The sequence below is a fragment of the Stappia sp. MMSF_3263 genome (genome assembly GCF_030733745.1).
Taxonomy (GTDB): domain Bacteria; phylum Pseudomonadota; class Alphaproteobacteria; order Rhizobiales; family Stappiaceae; genus Stappia.
In genome coordinates this window covers 1-16,555 of sequence record NZ_JASHIK010000021.1, presented here as the reverse complement: position 1 = coordinate 16,555, position 16,555 = coordinate 1, and the positions used below count along the sequence as shown (strand labels likewise).

Annotated in this window: 14 protein-coding genes; 5 read left to right on the top strand and 9 right to left on the bottom strand. The window is 67.4% G+C overall.

Translation table 11 applies throughout. The features are described from left to right. Window positions 1-13: 13 nt before the first annotated feature. From RBB46_RS19025 to RBB46_RS18995, 7 genes are all read right to left on the bottom strand, one after another. Window positions 14-1,216 (bottom strand): ABC transporter substrate-binding protein, encoded by a 1,203-nt coding sequence (locus RBB46_RS19025; RefSeq protein WP_306030604.1) that lies wholly within the window; start codon window positions 1,214-1,216, stop codon window positions 14-16. Window positions 1,217-1,317: 101 nt separating this feature from the next. Then, complete coding sequence (locus RBB46_RS19020) at window positions 1,318-2,385, bottom strand: aromatic ring-hydroxylating dioxygenase subunit alpha (protein ID WP_306030603.1); 1,068 nt, start codon at window positions 2,383-2,385, stop codon at window positions 1,318-1,320. Between the two features lie 23 nt (window positions 2,386-2,408). Beyond that, window positions 2,409-2,993 (bottom strand): amino acid synthesis family protein, encoded by a 585-nt coding sequence (locus tag RBB46_RS19015; RefSeq protein ID WP_306030602.1) that lies wholly within the window; start codon window positions 2,991-2,993, stop codon window positions 2,409-2,411. After that, window positions 2,990-3,574, bottom strand: a complete 585-nt coding sequence (locus tag RBB46_RS19010) for an amino acid synthesis family protein (RefSeq protein ID WP_306030601.1) — start codon at window positions 3,572-3,574, stop codon at window positions 2,990-2,992. Before RBB46_RS19010 ends, RBB46_RS19015 begins: the two co-directional genes overlap by 4 nt. Beyond that, a complete protein-coding gene (locus RBB46_RS19005; RefSeq protein WP_306030674.1) occupies window positions 3,567-4,448 on the bottom strand; it encodes a UPF0280 family protein in 882 nt (293 codons plus the stop codon). Before RBB46_RS19005 ends, RBB46_RS19010 begins: the two co-directional genes overlap by 8 nt. Before the next feature lie 14 nt (window positions 4,449-4,462). Next, window positions 4,463-5,920, bottom strand: coding sequence for a 6-hydroxynicotinate reductase (locus RBB46_RS19000; RefSeq protein ID WP_306030673.1), 1,458 nt, complete (start codon window positions 5,918-5,920; stop codon window positions 4,463-4,465). 189 nt (window positions 5,921-6,109) lie between these two features. After that, entirely contained in the window at window positions 6,110-6,943 is an 834-nt protein-coding gene (locus RBB46_RS18995; RefSeq protein ID WP_306030600.1) for a ferredoxin--NADP reductase, read from the bottom strand. A gap of 190 nt (window positions 6,944-7,133) precedes the next feature. On the opposite strand from RBB46_RS18995, the gene RBB46_RS18990 reads away from it, so the two are divergent. The 5 genes from RBB46_RS18990 to RBB46_RS18970 all read left to right on the top strand — a co-directional run bounded on the left by RBB46_RS18990 (window position 7,134) and on the right by RBB46_RS18970 (window position 15,333). Next, the gene (locus RBB46_RS18990; RefSeq protein ID WP_306030599.1) at window positions 7,134-7,988 is read left to right on the top strand and encodes a xanthine dehydrogenase family protein subunit M; all 855 of its coding nucleotides are present in this window, start codon (window positions 7,134-7,136) and stop codon (window positions 7,986-7,988) included. After that, on the top strand, window positions 7,979-10,714 hold the full coding sequence (locus RBB46_RS18985; RefSeq protein WP_306030598.1) for a molybdopterin cofactor-binding domain-containing protein: 2,736 nt from the start codon (window positions 7,979-7,981) through the stop codon (window positions 10,712-10,714). The genes RBB46_RS18990 and RBB46_RS18985 overlap by 10 nt, the downstream gene beginning before the upstream one ends. Before the next feature lie 72 nt (window positions 10,715-10,786). Next, a complete protein-coding gene (locus RBB46_RS18980) occupies window positions 10,787-12,898 on the top strand; it encodes a hydantoinase/oxoprolinase family protein (RefSeq protein ID WP_306030672.1) in 2,112 nt (703 codons plus the stop codon). Further along, entirely contained in the window at window positions 12,895-14,589 is a 1,695-nt protein-coding gene (locus RBB46_RS18975; RefSeq protein WP_306030597.1) for a hydantoinase B/oxoprolinase family protein, read from the top strand. Before RBB46_RS18980 ends, RBB46_RS18975 begins: the two co-directional genes overlap by 4 nt. Before the next feature lie 228 nt (window positions 14,590-14,817). After that, entirely contained in the window at window positions 14,818-15,333 is a 516-nt protein-coding gene (locus RBB46_RS18970) for a hypothetical protein (protein WP_306030596.1), read from the top strand. Between the two features lie 13 nt (window positions 15,334-15,346). On the opposite strand, the gene RBB46_RS18965 is transcribed toward RBB46_RS18970, so the two are convergent. Together RBB46_RS18965 and RBB46_RS18960 are read right to left on the bottom strand one after the other, a co-directional pair. Then, window positions 15,347-15,961 (bottom strand): DUF938 domain-containing protein, encoded by a 615-nt coding sequence (locus tag RBB46_RS18965; RefSeq protein ID WP_306030595.1) that lies wholly within the window; start codon window positions 15,959-15,961, stop codon window positions 15,347-15,349. Between the two features lie 8 nt (window positions 15,962-15,969). Next, window positions 15,970-16,555: CobD/CbiB family cobalamin biosynthesis protein (locus tag RBB46_RS18960; RefSeq protein WP_306030594.1), on the bottom strand; the 586-nt coding region annotated here is incomplete at its 5' end.

The window sequence follows — 16,555 nt, the reverse complement described above, 5'->3', positions numbered from 1 at the left end:
GGGAGCGTCCGGCTTACTTGGCCGGGCGCATCGCCGCGATCGCCTCGTCGCTCGGCATGTAGGGCGCCGGGTCCTTGTACGACCAGTCGCGCATCACGCCCTTGCCGTTCTCGACCGCGGTCACGCCGATATAGGCACCCATGGTCGACTGGTGGTCGAGCGCCCGGTAGGTGATCTCGCCCATCGGGGTCGCGACCTTGAGGTCCTTGAACGCCTCGAGCAGGGCCGGCGTCTCGGTCGAACCGGCCTTCTTGATGAGGGCGGCGATGCTCTCGACCGTCATGTAGCCGACCAGGCTGCCGATCTTCGGGGTCTCGCCCGGGAAAGCGGCCATGTAGGCGTCGACGAAGGTCTTTCCCGGACCGTCGGTGATCGCATACCAGGGGTAGCCGGTGACGACCCAGCCTTCCGGCGACTCCTCCCCGAGCGGATCCATGTATTCCGGCTCGCCGGTCAGCAGACCGTAGACCTTGCGGCCTTCGAACACGCCGCGGGTCGTGCCCTCGCGGACGAACTTCTGCAGGTCGGTGCCGAAGGTGACGTTGTAGATCGCGTCGGGCTTGGCGCGCTCGATCGCCTGCACCTCGGCGCCGGCGTCGATCTTGAACAGCGCCGGCCACTGCTCGGTGACGAACTCGACTTCGGGCTTCAGGCGCTTCAGGTTCTCCTTGAAGGCTTCCACCGCCGCCGTACCGTAGGCGTAGTTCGGCGCGATGGTCGCATAGCGGACCGCGTCCGTCTTGGCGGCTTCCTCGGCGAGCATCGCCGCCTGGACATAGGTCGAGGTGCGCAGGCGGAACGTGTAGGGATTGCCCGACTTCCAGACGAGATCGTCGGCCAGCGGCTCGGAGGCAAGGTAGATGTAGCCCTTCTCGCCCGCATAGGAGGAGATGGCGAGGCCGACATTGGACAGGATCGTGCCGGTCAGCATCACCGCGCCTTCGCGCGTCATCAGTTCCTCGGCGATCTTGACCGCGTCGCCCGGCTTGCCGTCGTCGTCGCGGAAGATGAACTCCAGCGGCTTGCCGAGCACGCCGCCGGCATCATTGACCTCCTTTAGCGCCAGTTCGATGCCCTTCTTGTAGGGCTCGGCGAAGGCGGCCATGCGCTTGTAGTGGTTGATTTCGCCGATCTTGATCGTGTCGGCGGCAAAGGTGGCGGTGCTCATGGAGAGAAGCGCGACGGCTGCGGCCGTCCAGGTTTTCATGCTCTTCATCTGTCCCTCGTTCTGGTTGGTTTGTGACGGTCTTTGCCGTTCATTTTATTGATTCTTATATCGTTTTCGGCTCGCTTGCGCGCCTTGGAAAACCGCATGCCTCAGTCGTGGTAGACGTAGGCGGGGGTCGGGTTGGACGCGAGGTCCTGCGTACGCTCCTTCTCGATCAGTTCGGAAATGCGTTTGCGGTAGACCATCGGTCCCTTGTCGATGGCGATGCGGATGGGCCTGCGTTTCTGGGGGCGCTCCTCCTGCTCCTGGATGGCTTCGAGCACCGACTTGTCCTCCTGGAACGCCTTGCGCAGCAGGGTGTCCATCGTGTCGGCGGCGGTGTCGTCGTCGAGCGCCGTGTTGCGCAGATGCATCCAGCGATCGATCGTGTAGTTGGCGGTGACGGGCGTCATGAAATGCAGGGCGAAGACGCGCACGCCCCTGTCGCGCTCGTCCTCCCCGATCGCGTCGCGGGTCGGGGCGCTGCCGAAGTCGATCACGGCGGTGCAGGGCGTGTGCAGATAGTAGTAGTGCCAGCGGTCGACATTCTCGGTAAAGCCGCCGAAGGCCTTGAAGAAGCCGACCGGTTCGCTGTCGCGGATCCAGCGCCAGGCGACGATCACCTTGCCTTCTGTCGAGACATGCACCGGCACGTTCTCCGATGCCGGGTTGCCGAGCGTGGTCGGGTGCACGAAGCTCACATGGGCCGGATCGACCAGGTTCTCCGCCACGTTCATGTAGTTCGCCTTCAGGTGCAGCGCGTCGCCTTGATGCGCGGCCCAGGCCGGATCGGAAAACTCCGGCATGTCGAAGATTTCGTCCGGATCGGCCTTGTCGTGATCGCCCATCCAGATCCAGACGATGTTGTGACGTTCCTCGACCGGATAACTCTCCACATAGGCCGAGGGGGGCAGGTTCGACTGGCCGGGGATGCGCACGCACATGCCGGAGGCATCGAACGTCATGCCGTGATAGCCGCACTGGACCGTGTCGCCGAGACGCTTGCCCAGGGACAGCGGGAGAAGCCGGTGCGGACACCGGTCCTCGAGCGCGGCCACCGTCCCGTCCGATTTGCGGAAGAGAACGATGTGCTCGTCGAGGATCGTGAAGCGCCGCAGCTCCTGGTCGATTTCCGACGACCAGCCTGCGACGTACCAGGCGTTCCGCACGAATTCCATGGCAGTTCTCCCTTTGACCGAAGCTATCTCAAGCCGTCGTCACCCCTGATTTCCCCGTGGACGAGCCCGCCGACACGGGGGATTGGCCGCCCGCCCGGCGACAGCGCGATGGCGACGAGCACCTCGTTTGGCTGCGGGGCGTCGGCCACACGGATTTCCACCGCGTCGAAATGGGAGCGCACATAGGCCGCGTCCTTGTGGCCGAGCGGGATGTCGAGCGACTGGCCCGGTCCGCCCATCTTCTTTGCCGAGGGAACGAGCGCCTTGCCGCCGCCGAGCACTGCACGCATCGGCGCGCCGAGGCTCGGATGCAGCAGCGCGGCGGCATGTTCCAGCTCGCCGTTCTCGCCGATCATGGCCGCCTTGCCGAAACTCTGGATGGCGGCGGCCTCGATGCCGAGCGCGGCCAGCGCTCGGCGGGTCAGAAGGTCGCCGAGCTCGGTAGCCATGTCGATCAGCGGCGAGAGGTCCGCATGAAAGCGCCCGGCGCAGGGGTTGGCGAGGATCGCCGCCGCCACCGCACGGCGGGCCGGCGGTGTCACCGCCTGGCCCATCTCTTGCCGCGTCACCTCGCAATGGGTCACGATCTTGCGGACCGGCAGGCTCATCTGAGGCCGTCCTTGCCGACGACCTCGGAAGCCTTCAGGCCGCCGGCGCGGTTGTGGATGCGCGGGCCCGTGGTCATGACCAGGACGAGCATCATCTCGTTGGCGCGCGGGCTGTCGTTCATGCCGACCTCCATGGCGTCGAAATGGGAGCGCACATAGGAGGCGTTGGTGTGGGTGATCGGCACGTCGAGCCGCGTGCCGGGACCGCCGATCTTCTTCGTCGACGGCACGATCGCCATGGAGTTCGGCAGCACTTCGCGCATCGAATAACCGCCCGGTGCGTGCCAGAGGGCCCCGTGTTCCAACTCGCCGGCCGCGCCGATTATGGCGCCCTTGCCGTAGCCCTCGACCACGGAGGGATCGCCGCCGAGCGCGTCGATCAGGTCCCTGGCCATCTTCAGGCCGAGCGGCTTCAGATCGTCCATGAAGGGGGTGATGTCCTCGACATACTGACCCGCGAACGGGTTCTGGATGACGCAGAGCGCGGCTGCGCGCTTCAGCGGCACGGACGCGACCGGTCCGCCCTCATGAAAAATTTCCTCAACGATGATGGCGCTCTTGCGCAGGATCGGCTCAGGCACAGGCTTTGGTCCTCCAGGAAGCGAAAGAAAGGGTGGCCCCGGCAGGGTGGGCGCCGGAAACGGTTCGCCGCTCTCCGGCCAGGCCAAGGAAGGCGGCCCGGATCAGCCCGGAGCGCTCATGGGCACGGGCGGCCGCCTCGCCACGGGCGAGGGCCTCGTCGATCTCCGGCGGTGACAGCGGCGCGACCGCGACGGTGACCGGACGGGCGCCCAGGTCGCTGTCGGGAGCAAGGTCGCTGGCCGGCGTCCGGGTCACGCGGGGCGAGCCGGGAAGGTCGACGGCATTGGCGATCAGGGTCGCGGCCGCGTCGGCGCGGGCCGCCGTTTCGGCCAGCACGGTCACCGCGTCGGCGATGCCGAGAGAGTGCGAGCGTCCGCGCCAGCCGCTGGTGGCGATGCCGCCGATCCCGTCTCCGGGCGAGAGCGTCACGATGCCACCCGCCGTTCCCGCCACCGGATCCTCGCAGATGCCGACGCGGAATGTCCCTCGCGCAAGGTGAAGCGCGATGTCGCCGCCATTGTTCACGTAGGCGCGGTCCAGATCGCGCCCCTTGACCAGGGCGGCGAGCACATGGTCCGCGACGCTGCCGGCCACAGCCGCCATGGGGGTGACGAAGACGGGCGTGAACGGGGCGATCGCAGCCGCCATGCGGCGTGCGACAGCTCCGTCGGGAAGGGGACCCGAGGGCGCGCGCAGCCTTGGCAGTTCGGCGACGAGCTCGTCGAGAACGGGACCGAAGGCCTCGCAGGCCTGCCGGTAGGCAAGCGCCACCTCGTCGGCCCTGCCGCTTGCCTCGATCACCAGGTCGATCGGCCCGTGCTGGAGATGCAATCGGCGACCATCGGCCAGAAGCCGCGCGGTCGCACCATGCATCCGGGCCGGAGCGGTCATGCCGAGCGCCCCCGCCAGGGGAAATTGTCCGATCCCGTCGGCCAGGGATTGCCCGTGGATGGCTGCACCCCGCGCCGGCCCTTCAGGATGTGGTCGTTCTGCCGGCCGGTCTTGCCCTCCAGGGCCTCCGAAAGGGGCATCACATAGTCCATGTGGCCGCCGAGCGCCTGGTAGTCCTCGGCGCGCATGGTGAACTCGATCGGCGCGACGAGCGCGGGTGTCGGCACGTAGCCGAAGGCGTTCTTCGGCAGGCGCGTGACATCGGCCATGAAGGTGATGCCGCCGCCCGGCCAGACATAGACCGGCGCGCCGCCACAGCTCACATAGGTGAGGGCGCCCTGCACCGAGCGGGTAAGCCCGACCGGGTGCTCGGTCACACCCGAGCGCAGCGACCCGCCGGCGCCGGCCATGAAGATCACGGAGGTGAGCGCCGGCTCGCAATTGTCGGCGATCCTCTGGACCGAGGGCGCGAGCCGCGCCGGCATGTCCTTCTCGACGGGCAACAGCGCCTCGTCGAGCTCGAAATAGGCGGAGTGCTCGCCCGTCGTCGACACCATCAGGATGGAGAGGCCCGGGCGGGCCGCCTTCGGGTCGAACGTGCCCAGGATCGCGAGCGGATCGGTGAGGTTGGTGCCGCCCCAGCCCGTGCCCGGGTCGGCGACCTGGAAGTAGCGACCCGGCGTCGAGCGGCGGCCCTTGATGCGGATGCCGGTCGGCGCCCAGCCGATCACCTTGCCGGCCTGATGCTCGGAAATGACGCCGGTGATGTGGTCGTCCACGACGACCACCTCGTCGACCAGCCCGTTCCATTGGGCGGCGAACATGCCGACGGTCGCCGAGCCGCAGCCAACGCGCATGCGTTCCTCGGTCTGGCCGTTGATGACGGGCGCCTGGCCTGCCTGCACGGTCAGCGTGGCGCCACCGTCGATGGTCAGTTCGACCGCCTCGCCGTTGCACAGCGCCAGCATGGAGGAACAGGTGACGCGGCCTTCCTTCTTGGACCCGCCGGTCAGGTGGTGAACCCCGCCGAGCGACAGCATCTGGCTGCCGTATTCCGAGGTGGTCACGTGGCCGATGACCTCGCCGTCGGCGCGAACGGGCGAACACTCGTCGCCAAGATGCCGGTCGGTGTCGATCTTCAGCTTCACGCCGCAATAGCTGAAAATGCCCTCCGTCACGACGGTGACCATGTCCACGCCGTCGACCTTCGAGGCGACGATGAAGGGAGCGGGCTTGTAGTCGGGATAAGTGGTTCCCGCGCCGATCGCGGTGACGAAACCGCCCTCGGAAGGGAGGATGTCGCCGTCCCATTCCTTGTCGAGGAAAGGCACGACCTCGCCGCCGCTTTCGGCGCGCTGCCGGAGGATCGTCAGCGGATCGAGACGGACGAGCTGGCCGCCGTCATTGGCGTATCGGTCGCAAGCGCCGGAGCGGCCCTCGGCGATGTAGCACATCACCGGGCAGGCATCACACCTGATCTTTTCAGGCTTTCCATCGGCTGCAGTCAACGTCGTGACTCCTGCTGGCACGTATGCTCGCTTCGTTAGTATGCAAACATATGCGGGATTTTGGTGTCAATCGGATTTGAGCGCGCCCCGCGCTGATTTATCGGGCAGCGCTGCCGCGCGCCGCGGCAGGTCGGGTCAGTCCACGAAGGCCCGTTCAACCACGAATTGCGCCGGTTTGTTGTTTGCGCCTTCCTCGAGCCCGTGACCGAGGCAAAGCTCCTTCGTGTCCTTGAGCATCGCCATCGAGCCGCAGATCATCGCGCGGTCCTCGGCCGGTCCCATGCGCGGCACGCCGAGATCGTCGAAGAGCTTCCCGGAGCTGATCAGGTCGGTGACCCGGCCCTGGCGGGGAAAGGCCTCGCGGGTCACGCTCGTGTAGTGGTGAAGGTGGCCCTCGACCATCTCGCCGATCAGTGGATCGGAGCGCAGTGCCGCGACGAGATCCTCGCCGTATTTCAGCTCGGCGACGGTCCGGCAGCCATGGACGAGATGGATGGCCTCGAACTTGTCATAGGTTTCGGGGTCGCGGATGAGGCTCGCGAAGGGGGCGATTCCCGTGCCGGTGGAGAACATCCACAGCCGCTTGCCGGGAAGCAGCGCGTCGTTGACCAGCGTGCCGGTCGCCTTCTTGCGCATGAGCACCGTGTCGCCGGGGCGGATCTTCTGCAGATGCTGGGTCAGGGGACCGTCCGGCACCTTGATCGAATAGAATTCCAGCTCCTCGTCCCAGGCAGGGCTTGCCACGGAGTAGGCGCGGAAGACAGGCTTTTCCGCGTTCGGCAGGCCGATCATCACGAACTCGCCCGAGCGAAAGCGGAACTCCTGCGGCCGGGTGATGCGGAAGCGGAACAGCGTGTCCGTATAGTGCTGCACCTCGGTGACGCTGAGCGCGTGGCAGCCGGCCGGTACTGCGAAGGGGGAGGGGGCGCCCGCGAGGATCGGGCGGTCGTCTGCGAGTGTGTCCGTCATGATCTGGGCGCTCCTTGCGAAAGGGAGGACGAGATGTTTATCGTTAGCATGCAAACGAAAAAAATCGGCAAGCGCAACCAAAAAATGCATGATGAAACTTTGATCGGAATGGCGCATCCGAGTGCTTGACAGGAATTTCGACTGAGCGGTAACGTTGTTAGTATGCAAACGAAATCCATTGAGGGTGCCGATGCAGTTTCACAGGCCGGACACGGTGGATGGCGCGCTTTCCTTCCTCAGCTGGGGCGAGGCACGTGTGTTGGCGGGGGGGACCGATTTCTTCCCCGCGCTGGGCGGGCGGAGACCTTTGGCTCCCGTCGTCGATCTCGGCCGCATCGCGGCGCTCCGGGGCATCTCGCGGCGGGACCATGGTTGGCGCATCGGCGCCATGACCACCTGGACGGACATCGCGAGGGCGGACCTCCCGCCGCTTTTTGACGGTCTGCGGCTTGCCGCCCGCGAGGTCGGCTCGATCCAGATCCAGAACGCGGGCACCATCGCCGGCAATCTCTGCAATGCCTCGCCGGCCGCTGACGGCGTTCCCCCGCTTCTGACGTTGGAGGCCCGTGTCGAGCTTGCCGGCCCGCAGGGCTTGCGCGAACTGCCGCTTGGCGACTTCATTCTGGGCGTTCGCAAGACGGCCCTGGCCCCCGGCGAGATCGTTACAGCGATCCTCGTTCCGGACTGGAGCGCGGACCGGACCCATTTCCTGAAACTCGGCGCCCGGCGCTATCTGGTCATTTCCATTGCCATGGTCGCCGCCGCCGTGTCGCTCGATGGCGCGGGGAGGATCGGCCAGGCACGTGTCGCCGTCGGAGCATGCTCCGCGGTGGCGTGCCGCCTTGCCGGCGTCGAGGCCGCCCTTCGCGGGGTCGAGGCCTCCGGAACGGCGGTCCGAAATGCGCTGGCGGATGCCGCCTTCGCGGAACTTTCGCCAATCAACGATGTCCGTGCGAGCGCCGAATACCGCCTCGATGCGGCGCGCGAGCTTGTTGCCCGCACCGTGATGGCGGCCATTGAGCGGGGAGGGAAAGCATGGCGCTGACGGATATCGAGGAAAGGACCGGGGTGTCCCTCGTCCTCAACGGAAAGCCGGCGCACATTGTCGCCGATCCGGTCGAACGACTGTCGCTGGCCTTGCGCGAGCGGGCAGGGGTCCGCGACGTCAAGGTCGGCTGCGATGCCGGCGACTGCGGCGCCTGCACCGTGCTTGTCGACGGCAGGCCGGTCTGCTCCTGCACGACGGCGCTTGGCCAGGTCGAGGGCGCGGATGTCGAGACGCTTGCCGGGCTCATCGCCTCCGATCCGAAGGCCGAAGCGCTCGCCCGCGCCTTCCAGCGCCACCAGGCCGCCCAGTGCGGCATCTGTACTCCCGGCATGATGGTGTCCGCGCTCGCCCTCCTGCGCGAGGACGGGGAGCCGTGTGAGGAGGCCGTGCGCGACGCGCTCGGCGGTGTTCTCTGTCGCTGCACCGGCTACCGCAAGATCATCGACGCGGTGCTCGATGCCGGTGGCACCGGCATGCCGGCCGCCGGCGGCGTGGGCGCGGCCATGGCGCGCGTCGACGGCTGGCCCAAGGTGACGGGCACCGAACTTTTCGGAGATGACGTTGCGCCCGCCGATGCGCTCACCCTGCGCCTTGTCAGAAGCCCCCATCACCGCGCCCGCTTCACCCTTGGCGACATCGGTGGCTGGGCGCGCTCGCGCGGGCTCGATCTGGTGCTTTCGGCGGCAGACGTGCCCGGTGAGAACCGTTTTGGCGTCATTCCGGGCTTCGAGGACCAGCCGATGTTCGCTGAAGCGGAGATCCGCTTTCGCGGCGAGGCAGTCGCGGCGATCGTCGGTCCGGCCGATCTCGTCAATGCGCTCGACCTGTCCGATTTCCCCGTCGCCTACGAGGAACTGCCCGCCGCCCTTCTTCCGGCCGATGCCGGCGGCATCGCCAACCTGCACGAGAAGCGCGGCGACAATGTCATGTGCCGTGGCTTCGTCCGGCGCGGCGAGCCGGAAGCCGCCATGGAGCGCGCGGCGGTGGTGGTCGAGGGCGAATTCTCCACCGGCTTCATCGAGCATGGCTATATCGAACCCGAGGCCGCCTTCGCCCGGCGTATCGGGGACCGGATAGAGGTCCATTGCTGTACCCAGGCACCCGTGATGAACCGCGACGGCATCGCCGGACTTCTCGGTCTGCCGAAGGAGGCTGTGCGTGTCGTGCCGACGGCAACAGGCGGCGGCTTTGGCTCCAAGCTCGATCTGACCACCCAGCCCTATGTGGCGTTGGCCGCCTGGATCCTGAACCGGCCGGTCCGGGTCACCTATTCGCGGGTCGAGTCGATCGCGACCTCCACCAAGCGCCACCCGTCCGAGATCCGCATGCGCATCGGTGCGGACACCGAGGGGCGCATCGTCGCCGTCGAGTTCGACGGCACGTTCAACACCGGTGCCTATGCGAGTTGGGGTCCGACGGTCGCCAACCGCGTGCCGATCCACGCTTCCGGTCCCTACCGGACGCCGAATTATGTCGCCCGCAGCGCCGGCATCCACACCAACACCGCTCCCGCCGGCGCCTTCCGAGGCTTCGGCGTGCCCCAGTCGGCTCTGGCCCAGGAACCGCTTTACGACGAGTTGGCCGACCGGCTCGGCATCGACCGCCTTGAGTTCCGCCGCCGCAACGCGCTCGCCAATGGCGATCCGACCGTCACTGGCCAGGTCTTCGAGCGCGGCATGGGCATCATCGAGTGTTTCGACGCGCTGAAACCGCGCTGGGATGCGGCGATTGCGGAGGCGGAAGCGTTCAACGCGCGGGGTGGACACCTCCGTCGCGGCGTCGGTATCGCCGGCGGCTGGTACGGCTGTGGCAACACGTCCATGAGCAATCCTTCCACGATCCGCGCCGGAATAACGGCCGATGGCCGCGTGGTGCTGCACCAGGGCGCGACCGATATCGGCCAGGGGTCGAACACGGTCATCGCCCAGATCTTCGCCACCGCGCTCGGCGTTTCCGTCGAGGCGATTGCCATCGTCGGGCCGGATACGGACGTGACGCCGGATGCGGGCAAGACCTCGGCGAGCCGTCAGACCTTCGTCACCGGCAATGCGGCACGTCTCTGCGGCGAGGCGCTGCGTGCCCGTCTCCTGCGCCTCGGCAACGTGTCGGACACGGCGGAAATCGACGTCGCGGACGGCGAGATCCGGCTTTCGGACAAGGACGGACGGCGCACCATCGCGCTCGCCGACCTTGCACCGGACAGCCCGGCCTATGTGATCGAGGCGGTCGAGACCTACGACCCGCCGACCTCGCCGCTGGATGAGAACGGCCAGGGTGTGCCCTATGCCGTCTTCGGCACGGCCGCGCAGATCGCCGAACTCGAGGTCGACATGCAGCTCGGCACCGTGCGGCTCCTGAAGATCACCGCCGCCCACGATGTCGGCAAGGCGATCAATCCGCTCCTGGTCGAGGGGCAGGTGCAGGGCGGCATCGCCCAGGGCATCGGCATGGCTCTGATGGAGGAGTTCCTGCCGGGTCGCACGGAAAACCTGCATGATTATCTGATCCCGACCATTGGCGACGTGCCGCCGATCGAGACGCTGATCATCGAGACCGGCGACATGCACGGGCCTTATGGCGCCAAGGGGCTCGGCGAGCATTGCCTGATCCCGACCGCGCCGGCGATCCTGAACGCCATTGCCGATGCCTGCGGGGCCAGGGTCACGAACCTTCCCGCGACGCCCGACAAGGTTCTTGCCGCAATCCGCAGTCGCCCGGCCTGACATGCGTCCTCCGGCCCGTAGCCCCATCATCCTTCGCCGCACGATGTCGATAGCAAAGAGGCGTCCATGAACATGACCCCGTCGATCGCCGACGCAGAAAAACCGGAAGAGACCGACGCGGCGGGGCGCACCGCGCTTGTCGCCGGCATCGATGTCGGCGGCACCTTCACCGACCTCGTGCTGTTCGATTCCGCCCATGGCCGGGTCCGCCTCGCCAAGACGCCGACGACGCTGCAGAACCAGGCCGTCGGCGTGCGCACGACGCTGGAGCTGGTGGACGCCGACCTCACCGCCATCGACCTCATCGTCCACGGCACCACGACGACGACCAATGCGGTGCTGGAGCGCAATCTCTGCCGCACCGGCTTCATCACCACGCAAGGGTTTCGCGACGTGCTGGAACTTGGCCGTCGCACCCGCCCGAATGCCTATGGCATGAAGGGCGAGTTCCGTCCGATCATCCCGCGCGACCTGCGCCTTGAGGTGCCCGAGCGGCTTCACGCGGACGGAAGCGTGCGGGTTCCCCTCGACGAGGACGCGCTGAAGGCGGCCATGCGGGCGCTGCTCGATAAGGGCTGCGAGGCGCTCGTCATCCACTTCCTGCATTCCTACGCCAATCCGGAGCACGAGCTGCGAGCCGGCGAGATCGCCCGTGAGGTCTGGCCGAACGAGAACGTGACGCTCGGCCACGCGCTGCTGTCGGAAAGCCGCGAGTTCGAGCGCGGGGTGACGGCGGCGATCAACGCCTCGGTGCAGCCGCTCCTGCGCCGCTATGTCGAGCGGCTGGCGGACGAGTTGGCCCGCGACGGCTACCGCCACGACGTTCTTGTCATGAACGGCAATGGCGGCATGGTCTCGGCCCGCCGCGTTGCAGCCGAAGCGGCCAAGACGGTCATGTCCGGGCCCGCCTCCGGCGTCATGGCGGCCGCCTATACCGGTCGCCGCGCCGGCATCGCCAACCTTCTCACCTACGACATGGGCGGCACTTCCACGGACGTTGCGCTGATCCGCGACGCGGAGCCTGCGGTCTCCAACGAGATCGAGATCGAATACGCCATGCCGATCCACGTCCCCATGGTGGACGTGCGCACGGTCGGTGCCGGCGGCGGCTCGATCGCTCGCATCACCCGGGCGGGCCTGCTCCAGGTCGGTCCGGACAGTGCCGGTTCGGTGCCCGGGCCGATCTGCTACGGACGCGGCGGCACGGAGCCGACCATCTCGGATGCCAACCTGCTTCTGGGGCGGATGAACCCGGACAAGCTCAATTCCGTCTCGAACGGCGTCTCGCGGGAGGATCTCGTGGCGATCTTCGCCGCCAGGCTGGGCGCCCCGCTCGGCGTCAGCGCCGAGGAGGCCGCCTCCGCCGTGTTGCGCATCGCCAACACCCGCATGGCCGAGGCGGTGCGCATGGTCTCCATCAGCCTTGGCGAGGACCCGCGCGACTATGCGCTCTTCGCCTTCGGCGGCGCCGGCCCGCTTCATGCGACCGCGATTGCCCGCGAACTCGGCGTGCCGCGTGTTCTCGTTCCCTCGCGTCCGGGCATCACCAACGCGCTCGGCTGCGTCGTCGCCGACCTGCGGCACGATTTCGTCAACACGGTCAACCGGCCGCTGGCCGTGCTCGACATCGCCCAGGTGCATGCGCTCTTTTCCCAGCAGCGCGAGGAGGGGCGGGCGCTCGTGGAAAAGGAGAACGTGCCCATCGACGAACTGAAGGAGATCTTTTCGGTCGACATGCAGTTCATCGGCCAGACTCACCTGCTGCGGGTGCCGCTGCCCGGTCCCGCGCCGAGCGTGGACGAGCTGCAGAGCCTCTTCGAGGCAGCCTATTTCAGCCGCTTCCGCGTCGAACTTCCCGAGATCAAGGCCAGCCTCGTCAACGTCAACACCTCCGTCATCGGCCGCCGCCCCGGCATCGACCTCGCCCTTCTGATCGATCCGGACGGACGCCGGCAGACGCTTGAGGATGCACGCACCGGCACGCGTCCCGTCTGGTTCGACGGCTGGCGCGAGACGCCGGTCTACTGGCGCGACCACCTGCCGCTGTCGGCGGAGATCGCGGGCCCCGCCATCGTCGAGCAGATGGACACCACCATCGTCATCGAACCGGGCGACCACGCGGTACAGGACCGGGACGGCAATATCATCATCACCCTTGGCAGCACCGGCGGAGCAGGCGCATGAGCATCGATCCGATCACGCTGAGCGTCATCCAGTCGGGCCTGCAGCAGGTCTGCGACGAGATGGACCTCACCTTCTCGCGTGCCGCATTCTCGCCGGTCATCGCCGAGGCGAACGACCGCTCCGACGGCATCTATTCGGCCGAGGACGGCTCGCTCATCGCGCAAGGGGCGGGCGGATTGCCGGTCTTCGTCGGCACCATGCAGTATTCGACCCGCACCTTGATCGGGATGATCCGCGAGGGGCGCGTGCCGGCTCCCGAGCCGGGCGACATCTACATCGTCAACGACCCCTATCTCGGCGGCACCCATCTGATGGACGTGCGCTTCGCCATGCCCTTCTACCGGGACGGCGAGATCTTCTGCTGGCTCTCCAACACCGGCCACTGGCCGGACACCGGCGGCGCGGTGCCGGGTGGCTTTTCCGCATCGGCCACATCCGTGGAGCAGGAAGGCTTGCGTCTTCCCCCCGTGCGCCTGTTCAAGAAGGGGGTGCTCGACCAGGAGATCTACTCGATCATCTGTTCCAACATCCGTGTCTCGGAACAGCGCATCGGCGACGTGAAGGCCCAGGCCGCGGCCCTCCTGGTGGGGGCGGAGCGTCTGGCGCGCATTCTCGACCGCTATGGCGACGATGTGGTGTGCGAGTCGATTGGTGAGTTGCGCCGGCGCGCGGCCGCGCAGATGCGGGCCAATGTCGCGCTCATTCCCAATGGCACCTACCGCTCGCTCGCCTATGTGGACAGCGACGGCGTCGTCAACGAGCCGCTGGAGATCCGGCTTGCGATCACGGCAAAGGATGGCGAACTGACCTTCGACTTCGCGGGCTCCTCGCCGCCCTGCCGGGGGCCGATGAACTCGGTGCTGGCGACGACCCATTCATCCGTGTACCTCGCCATGCGCCACATCTTCCCCGACGTGCCGATATCGGCCGGTGCCTTCGAGCCGCTGACCATCGTCCGTCCCGTGGACACCTTCCTCGACGCCCATTATCCGCGCCCCGTCTCGGGCTGCGCCGCCGAAGTCAGCCAGCGCATCGCCGAGGCGGTCTTCGCCGCCCTTGTCGAGGCGCTGCCCGACCGGGTGACGGCCGCGCCAGCTGGCAGCTCAGGCAACTTCGCCCTTGGCGGCGTCGATCCGGCGCGCGGGGCGGGCTTCGTCATGTACCAGATCTCGGGCGGCGGCTATGGCGGCAACTCGGATCACGACGGGCTTTCCAACGGCTGTTCCACCATCGGCATTTCCAAGGCCCCGCCGGTGGAGATCATGGAGCAGCAGTTCCCGGTGCTCTATCACCGCTACGCCCTGCGCGAGGGCTCGGGCGGCGCTGGACGCCATCGCGGCGGTTTCGGGCTCGATTACGAGATCGAGCTGCTGCGCGGCCACGCCACGGCAAGTTTCGTGATGGATCACGGCCGCTTCGGCCCGCAGGGCGCGCTTGGCGGCGAGGACGGCGAGCCCAATTCCGTCACCGTCTGGCAAGGGGGTACGGCGATTGTGCCCGAGCATCTGTCCAAGGCGCAGGACATTCCTCTGGAGCCGGGCGACCGGGTGCGCGTGAAAACGCCTGGCGGCGGCGGCTACGGCGATCCGCAGGAGCGCGATCCGGCGCTTGTCGCCGAGGACGTGCGCCTCGGTCGCTACACGGCGGAGCGGGCAAAAACGCTCTTCGGAAAGGCGGCGGCGGGGCTTTAGATCCGCCGCCTCGCCGCACCGAAAGGGCCGCAAGGAGAGGGCTGTCCCGGGCATGCGTTTCGGCTCACCGGGGCGTGACGGATCCTCTGCCGGGCCTTGCCCCCGATTGCGCCCTCGGCATCGACGCGACCCTGGAGATTGCTGTCCGCTGACGGTTGTCCAGTGCAACCGTGCCGGGTAGGTTTGGGCTTTCGAGGCCTTCCAACCTCAACGGATCGGACTTGATTCATGCCCTATGCATTGCTGCTGGTCAGGCTTTTCGCTGCCTATGCGCTCGTCGTCTTTCTGCCGTCGCTCCCTCATGCGTTGTCGCTGAGCTACGGAGCCGGAACAGGGCTTGCGGGAGCCATCTCCTCCACTCTTCTGGTCGCCGCCTTCCTCTTCTGCCTGCTGCTCGTACTTGTTCCGCGCATTTTCGTCGCCGGGCTGGGGTTCGAGACGGCGGATGCGAAAGCCGCCCCGATCTCGGAACGGGTCGAGACGGTGGGCGTGTCGTTGCTCGGCCTCTTCGTTTTTCTTGTCGGCATGAAGGCCATCGTCCTGTGGACGGTGGCGTGGCTGACATTCACCTTCGGGGACATGCGCCATCTCGCCGCAAACGACTGGGTGCTTGAGCAATTGCCGGGGCTTGTCGCCAGTCTAATCGTGGTGCTTGTCGGCATCCTGCTGATGGTCGGGCCCGGCAAGGTCGCCGGCATGCTGCGGGCGATCCGGCGATGGCGCCCGGGCGAGGAGACCGCCTGAGGCGGATCACCCGCTACCCGGCGGCCCGCCGCCAGACGATCAGCCGGTTGTTCGCCGGCATGGCCATGTCCTCGACCAGCGCCAGCCCCTGATCCTTCGCCAGTGCATCCAGCGCCTCGAAATCGCGGATGCCGCTCTCCGGATTGCCGGCCCTGAGCTGCGCGTCGAAGGCGGCATTGCTGTCGGTGGTGAAGGCGCCGGCATATTTCATCGGCCCGTAGACGCAGCACACCCCGCCTGGCGCCAGCAACTCGCCGATGCGGGCGAAGAACTGCCCGACACGGGCAAACGACATGATGTGCAGCGTGTTCGCCGTGTAGACCGCGTCGAAGGCATCGTCCGCGCCTGCTGCCGGCAGCGGCCAGGGCGGGGCGGCGACGTCAAGGGCGAGCGGCGGCGGGGTACGCTCATTTCCCTCGCTTTCCAGCCGCGCCGCGATGCCGGCAACGGCGTCGGGCAGGTCGCTGCATTGCCAGACGAGATGCGGCAGGGCCTGCGTCATGTGAACGGCGTGCTGGCCGGTTCCGCTGCCGATTTCCAGAACGCGCCGGCACCCGGCCAGATGGGGAGCAAGGCCCGCCAGGATCGGGTCCTTGTTGCGCTCGGCCGACGGGGCGAAGGGAAGCATTTCGGACCTCACAGCAACAATACGAGAAGGGCGAGCAGCGCGACGGCGCCGGCCTGCAACGCCATTGCGTGGCGGAAGACCTTGAGCGCCCGAGAAATGTCGCCGGCCGTCGCTTGCCTGCGTCCGTCCTCGTTCATGAACGGATCGTCGACCGTATAGCCGGGATAGGCGCGCGGGCCGGCAAGCGCCAGTCCCAGCACCGCCGCCATCGCCGCTTCCGGCCAGCCGGCATTGGGCGAGCGGTGCTTGGGCGCATCGCGGCGCATCACGGCGATGCATTCGGTGACGGAGCGCCCGGAGAGCGGCGCGGTCACCGCCATCGCCAGTCCGCACAGGCGCGCCGCCGGCCAGTTCACCAGGTCGTCGAAACGGGCGGAGGCCCAGCCGAAGGCCCGGTGCCGGTCGGTCCGGTGGCCGATCATCGAATCTGCCGTGTTCACCGCCTTGTAGGCGATCAGCCCGGGCAGGCCGAGAACAAGGAACCACAGTGCCGGCGCGGTCACCCCGTCGGCGGCGTTCTCGGCGCAGGATTCGATCGCCGCGCGGGCGACACCCGCCTCGTCGAGTTGGTCCGGGTCGCGCCCGACGATCATC

Coding starts and splice junctions, on each gene's coding strand:
- RBB46_RS19025 (WP_306030604.1), bottom strand. CDS start 1,216: ATGAAGAGCATGAAAACCTGGACGGCCGCAGCCGTCGCGCTTCTCTCC.
- RBB46_RS19020 (WP_306030603.1), bottom strand. CDS start 2,385: ATGGAATTCGTGCGGAACGCCTGGTACGTCGCAGGCTGGTCGTCGGAA.
- RBB46_RS19015 (WP_306030602.1), bottom strand. CDS start 2,993: ATGAGCCTGCCGGTCCGCAAGATCGTGACCCATTGCGAGGTGACGCGG.
- RBB46_RS19005 (WP_306030674.1), bottom strand. CDS start 4,448: ATGCATGGTGCGACCGCGCGGCTTCTGGCCGATGGTCGCCGATTGCAT.
- RBB46_RS19000 (WP_306030673.1), bottom strand. CDS start 5,920: ATGTGCTACATCGCCGAGGGCCGCTCCGGCGCTTGCGACCGATACGCC.
- RBB46_RS18995 (WP_306030600.1), bottom strand. CDS start 6,943: ATGACGGACACACTCGCAGACGACCGCCCGATCCTCGCGGGCGCCCCC.
- RBB46_RS18990 (WP_306030599.1), top strand. CDS start 7,134: ATGCAGTTTCACAGGCCGGACACGGTGGATGGCGCGCTTTCCTTCCTC.
- RBB46_RS18985 (WP_306030598.1), top strand. CDS start 7,979: ATGGCGCTGACGGATATCGAGGAAAGGACCGGGGTGTCCCTCGTCCTC.
- RBB46_RS18980 (WP_306030672.1), top strand. CDS start 10,787: ATGACCCCGTCGATCGCCGACGCAGAAAAACCGGAAGAGACCGACGCG.
- RBB46_RS18975 (WP_306030597.1), top strand. CDS start 12,895: ATGAGCATCGATCCGATCACGCTGAGCGTCATCCAGTCGGGCCTGCAG.
- RBB46_RS18970 (WP_306030596.1), top strand. CDS start 14,818: ATGCCCTATGCATTGCTGCTGGTCAGGCTTTTCGCTGCCTATGCGCTC.
- RBB46_RS18965 (WP_306030595.1), bottom strand. CDS start 15,961: ATGCTTCCCTTCGCCCCGTCGGCCGAGCGCAACAAGGACCCGATCCTG.